This window comes from Paenibacillus sp. ACRRX (assembly GCF_022346885.1).
GTDB lineage: Bacteria > Bacillota > Bacilli > Paenibacillales > Paenibacillaceae > Paenibacillus_B.
Genome location: NZ_JAKRNK010000006.1, coordinates 249515 through 261030 on the forward strand (window position 1 = coordinate 249515; position 11516 = coordinate 261030).

The 11516-nt window shown below is 42.4% G+C and carries 11 protein-coding genes; 1 reads left to right on the forward strand and 10 read right to left on the reverse strand.

Annotation, left to right across the window (positions count from 1 at the left end; translation table 11 throughout):
* Nucleotides 1-90 precede the first annotated feature (90 nt).
* From MH117_RS18650 to MH117_RS18670, 5 genes are all read right to left on the reverse strand, one after another.
* Nucleotides 91-570 (reverse strand): DUF4265 domain-containing protein, encoded by a 480-nt coding sequence (locus MH117_RS18650; protein ID WP_239331176.1) that lies wholly within the window; start codon nucleotides 568-570, stop codon nucleotides 91-93.
* Nucleotides 571-640: 70 nt separating this feature from the next.
* Entirely contained in the window at nucleotides 641-1606 is a 966-nt protein-coding gene (locus tag MH117_RS18655) for a hypothetical protein (RefSeq protein ID WP_239331177.1), read from the reverse strand.
* 231 nt (nucleotides 1607-1837) lie between these two features.
* Nucleotides 1838-2557, reverse strand: coding sequence for a suppressor of fused domain protein (locus tag MH117_RS18660; RefSeq protein ID WP_239331178.1), 720 nt, complete (start codon nucleotides 2555-2557; stop codon nucleotides 1838-1840).
* Between the two features lie 277 nt (nucleotides 2558-2834).
* On the reverse strand, nucleotides 2835-3845 hold the full coding sequence (locus MH117_RS18665; protein ID WP_239331179.1) for an aldo/keto reductase: 1011 nt from the start codon (nucleotides 3843-3845) through the stop codon (nucleotides 2835-2837).
* Between the two features lie 318 nt (nucleotides 3846-4163).
* Entirely contained in the window at nucleotides 4164-5207 is a 1044-nt protein-coding gene (locus MH117_RS18670) for an oxidoreductase (RefSeq protein ID WP_239331180.1), read from the reverse strand.
* A 241-nt stretch (nucleotides 5208-5448) separates the two neighbouring features.
* Here MH117_RS18670 and MH117_RS18675 point away from each other — a divergent pair, with 241 nt between their 5' ends.
* Complete coding sequence (locus MH117_RS18675; protein WP_239331182.1) at nucleotides 5449-6207, forward strand: DeoR/GlpR family DNA-binding transcription regulator; 759 nt, start codon at nucleotides 5449-5451, stop codon at nucleotides 6205-6207.
* 91 nt (nucleotides 6208-6298) lie between these two features.
* Here MH117_RS18675 and MH117_RS18680 read toward each other — a convergent pair whose 3' ends face one another.
* The 5 genes from MH117_RS18680 to MH117_RS18700 all read right to left on the reverse strand — a co-directional run bounded on the left by MH117_RS18680 (nucleotide 6299) and on the right by MH117_RS18700 (nucleotide 11512).
* Complete coding sequence (locus MH117_RS18680; RefSeq protein ID WP_239331184.1) at nucleotides 6299-7141, reverse strand: aldo/keto reductase; 843 nt, start codon at nucleotides 7139-7141, stop codon at nucleotides 6299-6301.
* Between the two features lie 278 nt (nucleotides 7142-7419).
* Entirely contained in the window at nucleotides 7420-8043 is a 624-nt protein-coding gene (locus MH117_RS18685) for a hypothetical protein (RefSeq protein WP_239331186.1), read from the reverse strand.
* A 34-nt stretch (nucleotides 8044-8077) separates the two neighbouring features.
* On the reverse strand, nucleotides 8078-9400 hold the full coding sequence (locus MH117_RS18690; RefSeq protein WP_239331188.1) for an ABC transporter substrate-binding protein: 1323 nt from the start codon (nucleotides 9398-9400) through the stop codon (nucleotides 8078-8080).
* A 50-nt stretch (nucleotides 9401-9450) separates the two neighbouring features.
* Entirely contained in the window at nucleotides 9451-10614 is a 1164-nt protein-coding gene (locus MH117_RS18695; RefSeq protein WP_239331190.1) for an efflux RND transporter periplasmic adaptor subunit, read from the reverse strand.
* Nucleotides 10615-10633: 19 nt separating this feature from the next.
* Nucleotides 10634-11512, reverse strand: a complete 879-nt coding sequence (locus tag MH117_RS18700; protein ID WP_239331192.1) for a carbohydrate ABC transporter permease — start codon at nucleotides 11510-11512, stop codon at nucleotides 10634-10636.
* Nucleotides 11513-11516 lie beyond the last annotated feature (4 nt).

Genomic DNA, 11516 nt, shown 5'->3' on the forward strand with positions numbered 1-11516 from the left:
ATCTGATAGCCAATTGGATCTGACGATACACTAGGTGCTCGCCATCCGAGAGATCGTGCATAGTGCCGAAAAACAGACGTTTGGGAACGATTAATCCAGATCTCTAGCCCAACTAACCAACTCTTCATTTTCTAAATGATATGGATTTTTGTAAATATTAGAGTAATAGTATTCCGACTCCAATAAGTCTCTAATCTTATTGAAAACATGATTGGTGGCATGAAATCCATTGCTGATAGGAGCAGTGAAGGCAAGCGAGCCATTATGAAAACCATCTAAAGAGCCAGCAAGCTCTTGTTTGACTATTGTTTCAACCGCTTCTAATATTTCTTTGATAGGCTGCTCTTTGTAAATTTGAACACAAAAATTCCCACCATGCTCTATTAACTCAAAATCTCCGTTTGGATGGAGCTTTATTGTATCTCCTTTTGCAAGCCCTAGAGCTAGCCCTGGAGATGCACATAATTTAAATTTTTGATCGCTTAGGTATTCTGCAGGAAGCTCTTCTAAAACTGCTTCCTCTGAATAGGTTCCAGCAAAAACCTGAATCAATGTTAATTTATCGTTCATATGTTGCTCCTTAACTGCGTCTATCTTGCATTACATGTATTCATGTATTTTATAAGTTAACGTGGCATCTTCATGTATGATCAGGGTGCTTTAACTCTCTCCACCCATGTTTGTCGAGTATGTAAATACTTTTTGAGCCAATGCATAGCAAAGTGTCACCAACGACCGAAATATCTTCGCATTCTACAATTTCATCAATCTTCTGAAGCCTGGACTTTTCTTTTGTATAATCAAGTAAAAATAATCCTTCATTCGAAGCGAAGTAGATATGATCTCTATAAAACGCCATCTTTGTTAAAATCATATCGTCATCGTAGTGGCTGACAGCTTCGAACCCGCTGGCTGCATTTCCGCGCAATATGGTTCCATTAAATCCGCATGTCCAAATGACACCGTTGGAGGCACATATTACACTCATCATAATCTCGTCAGTGAATACTTGGCAAAGCCTCCAAGAGTGCCCGTTGAAGTGATATATTCCATTCCGTCCGACTGCATATAAATCTTTGGCGGAATATCCATCGATGTCAGCAATGTCATCGCCGATATTAAATTGATTTATTGCATGGTTGGGCTTTATTGTTGGAGCGGGACTTCTTAGTTCACCTGCGATATCATGCCATTGATTAGCATCACGAACATATATTTGCCCACCACCACCGCATGCGTACAAACAGCCATCAATCTCCTTCAAAGAGTTAAGATAACCATACATCGGTGCAACCTTTTTCAATCCGGCATCTACTATTTTTTCTGTGCCTTGTCCCCCAGGCCAGTAATATGAAATATCTCCGTTTTTCGAAAGTGCAGCATATTTACGTTGACTACCCAGCGCAGACTTAACAACACAAAGACATATAGTTGAAAAATAGGGGATGTCTAAGTGACGCCATTTGTTCTCAGGAGCTTGATCGTCAAAATAAAAAATCCTGGTGAACTCAGACGAGTCATCTAAATCATCCGGCTTAGATGCAAACATATAGTAATCATCTTCGATCGCAGCACACTTGTTGAACGTTATTAAAATTGCATTCATAGGTTAAAATCCGATACCATAGCGGACCTCCTTGAGTCATCTATTAAGCCAGTTTTGAGAAATCTATCGACACTTTTCTATTGGAATCTATATTTCTCCAGTCCCTCAATCACTACTCATAACCCTGTTAAGAGGCAGGTAATGGAACGACCTTAATTTTGCAGAATAAATCTGTTCTGAAGAGAGGATGACGTCATCCTCTCTTTGGATATCGATTTGCTGCCAAAACGTCTAGTCAGCTTTGCACGTATTGAGCCGATTCAAATCGATAATTTCGTTAATGCCATACTCCTCGAATTTATCCAGCAGCGGGTCACTGCCGTGCTTCAACTTCAAATCCATTTCTTCTGAATAGAGAGGGATGATGGCATAAAAGTGTACGACTCGCCCATCCCCCATGTCCAGCGAAAGAAAATCTTCATCCACATCAAGAGGAGGCAGCAAAATGATTCCGCTCATTTCCGTTTGCTGTGATAGCGGTTCAGCCGGATCCCCATTAGGCATCGTATGCTCCCAGCCTAGCCAAGTATCGTACTCATGGGGAAAACGAGCTAACATTTTGAGCCATTTAATAGGCCAAAAATGTACGTGATTTTCTAAATCTTCTTGCGAGATCCGCCAATCCGGCGGCAAGCAGATCATCAATTCCGCGAATTCGTAGTCTTCTGCGCCTTCTGGCGTATTCATGGGCTTAAAGCTCATGCCCGTTGTAAATAACGTATAATAATTGCGTTCGGGTGTCGGTTTTATGACGTGGACATCAATATGAACGACATCCGATAGGATTTCGTGGAAAACGGAATCGATTTCTCCGATATACTGGCGCACGTGGTCTTCGATTTTCTCGCTCCATCCTTCTTCCCCGTACTCCGGTGGCTGCCAAACATGCTGCCTATCGCCATAGCGATAGATTGGGTACCCTGACTCCGAATATTCCGTCAATTTTGACACGGTCGTCTCTCCCTTGCTTCCTATATTTTCATCTAATTCATCATACCATAATGTCTATATACAAGTAATAATTCCCAACCCCGTTCATAGGTAAGTCGTACTCCACTTTTCGTTTGCCACCCCTGATGGCAAACAGCACCTTACTAACCTGTTGCGATGTGATTTCCTTTGCTGGAATAACGCTAGTCATAACCCTCGATTAATTGCCATACCTGTGCAGGTGAAGCAGAAATATTAATAAAGGTCGTAGTTATTGCCATATTTATTACTTTCCTTTTTAGTTAACGTTGATTGGTAGTGGAGCATGAGGGGCTACCAGTTTTTGTTCGCGCATTTCTTCCCAGAATGCAGGCGGGATGATCGTGTTCAATGCAGCTTTGTCTTCTGCAATTCGCTCAGGTCGACTAGCACCAGGAATGACAGCAGCAACTGCAGGATTAGCCAGTGAAAATTGTAAAGCAGCTGCCTTGATGCTGATGTGATGACGATCTGCAATATTTCTGATTCTCGCAACTCTTGCCATAATTTCTGGTGACGCTTGTTGATATTCGAAGTGAGTTCCTCCAGCAAGAACACCTGAGCTATATGGACCACCAACGACAATATCCATATTGTGTTTTTCAGCCGATTGCATTACCCGCTGCAGCGAGTGCTCATGGTCTAATAAGGTGTAACGACCAGCCAGCAACGATACATCTGGTTTCGTTTCTTCCAATTCAAGCATAAGTTCAATCGGCTCTACTCGGTTTACTCCGAGTCCCCAACCCTTAATTACTCCTTCTTCACGTAAACGTGTGAGTGCACGGAATGCCCCTGTTCGGGCAATTTCAAATTGCGATAACCACTCATCACCATAAAAGTCTTGCGCGACATCATGAATATAAACAAAGTCCAGACGATCTGTTCTCAAGCGTGTCAAACTCTGCTCGATTGAGCGAAGGGTTGCATCCGCGCTATAATCATTGATGATTTTATTCTTACGGCCGAATTCGAATAGTCCCCCTTTTTCTCCCAGATCACGGGCAGAAGTATCCTCAAGTTCATCCGAAATGATTCGACCTACTTTCGTACTTAAAACGTAATCATTACGACTTCTTTTCGACAGTGCTTCACCAAGGCGAATCTCCGCTAAGCCAGAACCATAAAGAGGAGCTGTGTCAAAGTAACGTATGCCACTCTCCCAAGCAGCATCTACAGTTGCGATAGCTTCTTCTTCTGGGATGTTACGATACATATTACCTAGCGGAGCAGTTCCAAAGCCTAGTTTTCCTTGCAGTATATTTCTCATATGAGTAAACCCTCCTAATATTTTTTAAGCTGTATCTGTATGTCGGAAATCAATGACTGTCCAATCACTTAATGTCATTTCATCGTCTGGCAAATTTGATTATGAGACATTTATATCGATAATAAAAGTACGCACTTTTAAGTAATATGGGAACTAAAAAGTACCTACTAAAATACTGGAGTACATCCCATGACTGGCGTTTATCTCAAAATTAAATAAGAAAATGGCCTGACAGCAGCAGGCCATTTCAAATCAAACGGGCAATGAGATCATTATATAAGCGATTCTTCTTGAATGTTGGTAAACAGGTACTTTTATTTATTCAAATAAAACCGTTTTTTGCTCCAAACTACTTTTCTTGGCCAATTCAATCACCTTAATCGTATTCATCGCTTCAATTGCGTTTACAGGTAACGGAGCATTATGGGTGATCGCTTGATAAATGCCTTGATAGAAATTTTCATAAGAACCCGGTATCGTTTCTATTTTTTTTGTGGTGCCATGTTTTCCATTTTCAGTCGTCAACTCACCATACCACTGTTCATGGTCTTGCCCCCAACCTGGGCTTCCTGGCACGCTGCCTTGGCGAAGAGCATCTTCTTGTGAGTCCAGACCATATTTAATAAAACTCCCTTTACTGCCGTGAACTTGAAATTTCGGACCGGAACTTTTAACAATTGAACCACTGTGCAGAATGACTCGCATTTTTCCATAATTTAAAATGATATGAAAATAATCATCCACTAAAGCATCCACTCTTTGTGCAAATACATCACCAAACACACTTATTGGGTTACCAAATAAGTACAAAGCCTGATCGATTAGGTGTGCTCCTAAATCATAAAGCATGCCTGCCCCAGGTCCAACTTGTTCTCTCCATCTTTCTCTTACCTCTGGCCGATACCGGTCAAAATGCGCTTCATATAAATAAATTTCGCCCATAGCGCCGGATTCGATACATTGCTTCACGGTCAGAAAATCATTATCCCATCTCCTATTGTGAAAAACGCTTAGCAATTTGTTCTGTCCGTTCGCTATTTCGATTAGATCTTTTGCCTCTTCAGTCTGAATAACAAATGGTTTCTCTACAACAACGTGTTTCCCAGCAAGCAAGGACTGTTTGGCAAAAGAATAATGTGTAGAATTAGGAGTCGTAATGACGACTAGGTCAATTCTTTCATCCGATAGCAGATCTTCTATAGAGGATACGACCTCCATATCTGGAAACTTCCTTCTCACTTTATGAGGATCACTGGAGACAATCTTTAGAATTTCCATTCCCGCAAGAGATTGTATAAGTGGAGCGTGAAAAATCTCACCCGATAATCCATAACCTACAATACCGACATTAATGATTTTCATTTGGTTTCCTCGCTTTCTCAGGAGCTTGTTAAGCGTCAAGTTTATTCCATTATAATTATTTTACTGAATATTAACAACAATAATTAAGTTTAATAATTATAAATACAGTTATTTAACTTATATATTTTGTATATCATGCAACTTATATGCACATCAAAATGATGATAAATTGTGTTTGCATTGAATTAGGCAGCAACAAATAATAAAATAAAGGGAGAATAATCAGCTAAGGTGGACAAGTATGAACCAAGAAGAAAGAATAAAGTCGATTCTGGACTATTTAAAATCGAATATAAAGATTAGTATGGAGGAAATTTGCTCCCTGTATGAGGTTTCTTATGATACAGCTAGACGCGATATGGTGAAAATGGAGCAAGATGGGTTAATTGTTCGAATTCGAGGCGGAGCAATGCTGCCTTCTCTTACCAAGCATATTAGTAGTTATAAAGATCGGTCAGAAAACACGGAGAATAAACGCCGAATTGCACATGTGGCAGCTTCCCTAATACAGGACGGGGACTATCTCCTTATGGATGCAGGTACTACTACGCAATATACTTCCGAATTATTAACAACCCCAAATAATGTTATTGTGACCAATTCCATCGACATTGCGGCTGTTTTGTGCGACAAACCTGAAACCATCACCCATTTGTTGGGTGGAGAATTAAATACTTGGCATCGATACGCATTCGGCCCTCGTGCAATCGAAATGCTTTCTGATATCAAAGTAGATAAATTGTTCTTAGGTACATGCGGGCTCTCACTTGAAGGCGTGTTTGCTCCTACAGTAGAAGAAGCCTATATGAAAAGAGAAATGATAAAAAGAGCAAACCAAATTATTTTGCTTGCAGATTCAAGCAAGTTTGAAAAAAGTTTATTTCACCGTGTGTGCCAATTCGATCAAATCGATTTAATAGTTACTGATACCGCGCCAGAACAACCATTTGATAAAATTTTCAAGGATTTTGGAGTTAAGGTCATGGTTGCGTCCGACTAGACTGCTATTTAATGGGAAAAGCCGCAAATATGCGGCTTTTTGTATGTTCTTGTTGTTTTAGCTAGTTAGGTAAACAAATTGTGTGTCATCATTAAAAATCAAAATTGTCAGGATCTGGACCTACACGGTGATTTTGATTCAAATCATCCATAAGTTTCATATCTTCATTTGTGAGCTCAAAGTCAAAAATAGCAGCATTTTCTACAATACGATGCTCTTTGGTTGATTTCGGAATGGTAATAATGCCATGCTGTAGATCCCAACGTAAAATAACTTGGGCTACAGATTTATTATATTTAGCAGCAATTTTAGTCAAAACTTCATTATCTAATAATTCGCCTTGCATTAATGGTGACCAAGCTTCCAGTTGGATGCCATGTTTTTCACAGAATGCTTGAAGCTCTTTTTGCGTTAAGCGTGGATGACATTCCACTTGGTTGATTACTGGTTTAATTTCTGCGTCTTTTAATAAGTTTTCAAGATGGTTAACATGAAAATTACTTACTCCAATTGCTTTTACCCGTCCTTCTTTATAGAGGGTTTCTAATGCACGCCATGCTTCTTTGTATTTGCCTTCAACAGGCCAATGAATCAGATAAAGATCTAGGTAATCTAACCCCAGTTTTTTTAGGCTTGTTTCATAAGCTGCGATTGTCGATTCATAACCCAAATCAGCATTCCATACTTTTGAAGTGACAAATACCTCTTCTCTTGAGATACCTGCTGCTTGTAGTCCTTCACGGATGCCTTGACCTACTCCTTCTTCATTTCCATAAATCGCTGCGGTATCAATGCTGCGGTAACCATGCTTGATAGCTACTTTAACGGCGTTGACCAACTCTGGCCCTTCTTCCACTTTAAACACTCCGAGACCAAATCCCGGCATTTTTACACCATTGTGTAGAGTCACTGTATCTTGCAAATTCTTTATCATTAAAAATTCCTCCTATATTAATTAATCTAACTGAACCGTTGATTTTAAAAGTTTGTTTAACCTTACCGGCAAAATATATTATGTTATACGACAACCTAAAATAAAAGTACGTACTTTTTTGTGCTATAGGTACTTAAAAGTGCCTTTTGCCTTTCCAAGCTTACTTCCATTCAGACCAAATTAACTTCATGAGGTACTAACAGCGCTAACCATTCGAATGAGTCTCTATAATAAGCAAAAAAAACCGCTTAGCCATCCTGGCTAAACGGTCCATTATGCTACATCTGGATCGACTCTATCATCTCCACTACAGGCTTCTGCCACGAGTCCTTCTCATCGACTGGAGCGCTAAAGCTAATTTCAAGTAGTGCTCCATCTAATTCCGCCCAACCAAGGAGTCGATAAGTGTCACCCTTCTGGGATGGCATGATGACTTCAATGACTGCAATGTGCTTCCTATGTACGAGCATCGTCTCATTCTTCAACCATTCTAACTTTTCTCCTTCACTGTCATGTTCCAAAATCGCCTTCATCTTCAATCGTGCCTCATCGATTCCGGCATCGGTTACCGGTTGCTCTGGATCATGTCGCAGCTCGAGCTTCACTTTCTTATGTTTATAAGTATAGACAAACTTCGAGTTCGATGTCTCATTCGATTGCAGCTCTAATCCCTGCGGGAGCTTCAGTGACATCAAATTGGAGAACACTTTGCTCATTCCTAGCTCAACAGACTCATTTACCTTATTGATTTTTTGTTCTAGTTCCTGCTGCTCATGCTGTACAGTCAATGCGATCTCCTTGCCCACACCCGCCTCTCGCTCTTGAGTGCCTTGGAGCATACTGCACGCAGAGATGATTGCCACTACGATCGTTAACAATGATACAGCCAGCCATTTTTTCATCACTATTCCTTCCTTATCTCTTCAAATTTTCCAACTACTCATTTAAATAGATTGTCACACGATTTGCGACCAAATCCGCAACCTCTTGCGCCGATTTCTGTCCACTGAAGTAAGCTTTTGCTTCTTCTTCAATAATGGTTTGAATCTTCGAATTATTCTGTTGCGGCGTGATTGCCTGGGCAAGCATCTGCTTGATTATACTGATGTCCGCCTTCTGAACTGAGATCGTGGATCCCATTGGCGACTCAATAGCGCCTTTGTCCTCAAGATCCTGAAAAGTCTTCTCGTTTACTTTTTTATTGACCGAGAACCCTTGTAGACCAGGCATCATCTGGCCCTCCTCGGACAATAAGAACTTCATGAATTCCCATGCTTCCGCCTGCACATTCGAATTCCTATTCATTCCTAAGTTCTTATGCATCACGAATGTACCTCCAACCTGCTGCCCAGCAGCGAGGGGCTTATGATAGATCTTCCCTTGTTCATAGAACATCGCTGGCCCTACGAAATAATCTTCAGGTGATAAGATTAGAGAAGGTGCAAAGAAATAATCACCTGCGTTGACTTCTGCATCTGTAACTACCTTATTCGCATACATCATCTTCACCTGCTCCATCAATCCAACAAATACACTAGCATCGAAGCTCACAGGGCGCTTCTCTTCATGGACAATGCGAGTATAGTTATCAACGAACAGGTTATTCAGCATTTGCTCAGGCGGCGTATTCCCCATCGAATACGTATGCCCGCCTGATGCCGCCAGACGAGTGCCTACCGATGTAAACTCCCCCCATGTCCATGTGCTGTCATCAAATTTCACACCGGATTGCTCTATGGCCTTTGCATCCCCCATAAGACTGTCTAAGGAAAACCACAAAGGCAGTGAATAGAGTCCGCCCCTCATCTTAGCCCCATCCAAAATGTTCATCTCATACAACGTGGAATCAAAAGCAGGGTCCTGCTTCATCAACTCACTCAAGTTAACAAGCGCTTCTTTGTCTACGTATTTCCAGACCGGCAGACCACTCACATCCAGAGCGATCAAATCAGCTCCTTTACCGGACAATAGCTCTGTATTCGTGGTATTCACATATTTTTCGAGATCCCCTTCTTGATTGGAGCCTTCCCCTTGGCTGTATTCCTTGATTTGAATATCCACATCGGGATGTTTCTCTTCATACCGCTTCTCTGCCTGGGAATACACAGGGTCCTTTTGGAATACGGATAAGACAACCATTTTCTTGCCGTCTTGTCCTTCCTGTCCTTCTTCCTTCACCTTACTGGACTGTCCACCAGTACATGCGGTCAATGCCATCGTTAATCCAACGATTAAACTGAGTACACCTCTTTTTTTCATCGTTAACCTCTCCTCTCCATTCTCCATGCGATCGATGCGGCTCATGCGCATTAGAAGACTCTAACGCGTTGGCCTTCTGTAAGCGGCTCGCTGCTTTCCACAATGATGCTATCTTTCATGTAAACTCCTTGTAACACCATCGTTTCTTGACCATTCGTTCCCCCTAATTGGACGGGGGACTTCCGAACGACGTAAGTATTGCCTAACGGCCCTTTACGCTCTTCGATGACTAGCACATACTTGTCTTTCCCCTGTTGATGTATCGCTTGGTTCGATATGAGCATGCCACCTGCGGGCTTCTCCGATTGTGTCAGTTCTACGCTTACGAGTTCATTCGCTTGAACATTTGGATGTTGGACCTTCACCACGACCCGTTGACTTGAAACCGTCTGAGACCCCCCACTTCCTGATCCCTCTTGTAAGGCAGTACCTGTTCCTGGCCCCGCCACCTGACGAATATCGGTAATGATCCCTTCAATCGGGACTTTTGCCCCTTTATGTTCAACTTGAACGTTCAACTTCTCCTCCGTCCGCAGTTTTAGGCCCATCGTATCCGGAATGACCATTTCAAATTGATAGCCTTGCTGCCTACTCGCTAAGCTGATATCAGGACCTCCGCTCCCAGAAGGCAGTAGTTCCGTGGCAAGTATCTGGGTCACAACGCCGTCAAATGGCGCGATGATGCGTCTACGTTCACTCTCCTCTGACTGCATCGTGTTCACTTTTCGCTCCTGGACTCCCAAGGCGATTTGGGCGCGTTCTAACTCCCGGTTCGTGCGGCGAGCCTGCATCTCGTCGTTATTTTGCATGGCTTCAATATAAGCATCATGCAAGTCAACGAGTGCAAGCCGCTGCTGTGCAATGTCCGCCTGAACGTCAAGAATAGCCTGTGCAGCTGCAGAATTTTTATATGTGATTAGCGTCTGGCCCTTAGCTACACGATCCCCTTCTTTCACATAAATCTTCTGAGTAGACCATTCTGCCGTATTCGATAAATTGATCTGTTGCCGAGGCAGCAGCCGAGCAGTACCACGCCACTCAGTTACTAACACGCCTTGCCTCCCTACCTCTGTTTGTACCTTCGGTAGATTTATCGTCAGCAAAGTATTGCTCGATAGGGTAAGGAAAAGAAGCAAGCCGCTGAATACCCCGGTGAACCACACTATTTTTCGTTTTTTTCTAGCATCCAGCGCTTCTGGGAACTCTGTAGCCATCCTAACCCTCCTCTCATAGCTACCCTTTAATCCCCGACATTTGAACACCTTCGATAAAATAAGACTCCGCATATAAGAACAGCAGAACCATCGGTGTCATATAAATCAGCGATGCAGCAAAACCAATGCCTTGGGCTTCCTTATGGATTCTGGATAAATAGAGCGATAATGGCTGCTTAAAGGCATCCTCCAAGAAGATCAAAGGCTGCTCGACCATATTCCAATGTTCAACGAACAACAACACGATTAACGCCGCAATTCCCGGCTTCATCAAAGGCAGCATAATTCGAAAAAAAATGTAGTAATGTCCAGCGCCATCCATCTGCGCTGCTTCAACCAACGCATAGGGAATCGAGAGCATAAATTGTCTCAGCATAAACACACCGAATGCCGCGAATATTCCTGGCAAAATAATCGCGCTTGCTGTATTCATCAACCCCAACTTATCAGCAATAATATAATTCGGAACCAGGGTCACTTGAAAAGGCATCAGCATCGTCATCAGATACACCCGAAACCAGCCTTCTCTCCCCTTGAACCGAAGCTTGGCAAAAGCATACGCTGCCAGTGCACTTACAACCGTCTGTCCCGCAATGATCGCCATGACCATCGTGACGGAATTCCAGAACATGAATAAATACGTCGGCGTCTCTAACAGGACTTTTCCGTACTGTTCGAAGGACAGCCAATCCGGGATGAGCTTCAGATTTACGAATGCAGCAGTCTCCCCTTGCGTAACGACTGGCATTTTACCCACCAGACCGTAATTGCTGCGAATTTCATGCTCCGTCATAAAAGAATTTGTGAATGTAATCACAATAGGTATTAGCATCAGAAGCCCGATGCATGCCATCACCAGGGTGACAAATAGGTTCCGAATGAAACCCTTCTTCTTCATTCTA

Coding starts and splice junctions, on each gene's coding strand:
- MH117_RS18690 (WP_239331188.1), bottom strand. CDS start 9,400: ATGAAAAAAAGAGGTGTACTCAGTTTAATCGTTGGATTAACGATGGCA.
- MH117_RS18675 (WP_239331182.1), top strand. CDS start 5,449: ATGAACCAAGAAGAAAGAATAAAGTCGATTCTGGACTATTTAAAATCG.
- MH117_RS18665 (WP_239331179.1), bottom strand. CDS start 3,845: ATGAGAAATATACTGCAAGGAAAACTAGGCTTTGGAACTGCTCCGCTA.
- MH117_RS18695 (WP_239331190.1), bottom strand. CDS start 10,614: ATGGCTACAGAGTTCCCAGAAGCGCTGGATGCTAGAAAAAAACGAAAA.
- MH117_RS18700 (WP_239331192.1), bottom strand. CDS start 11,512: ATGAAGAAGAAGGGTTTCATTCGGAACCTATTTGTCACCCTGGTGATG.
- MH117_RS18685 (WP_239331186.1), bottom strand. CDS start 8,043: ATGAAAAAATGGCTGGCTGTATCATTGTTAACGATCGTAGTGGCAATC.
- MH117_RS18680 (WP_239331184.1), bottom strand. CDS start 7,141: ATGATAAAGAATTTGCAAGATACAGTGACTCTACACAATGGTGTAAAA.
- MH117_RS18670 (WP_239331180.1), bottom strand. CDS start 5,207: ATGAAAATCATTAATGTCGGTATTGTAGGTTATGGATTATCGGGTGAG.
- MH117_RS18655 (WP_239331177.1), bottom strand. CDS start 1,606: ATGAATGCAATTTTAATAACGTTCAACAAGTGTGCTGCGATCGAAGAT.
- MH117_RS18650 (WP_239331176.1), bottom strand. CDS start 570: ATGAACGATAAATTAACATTGATTCAGGTTTTTGCTGGAACCTATTCA.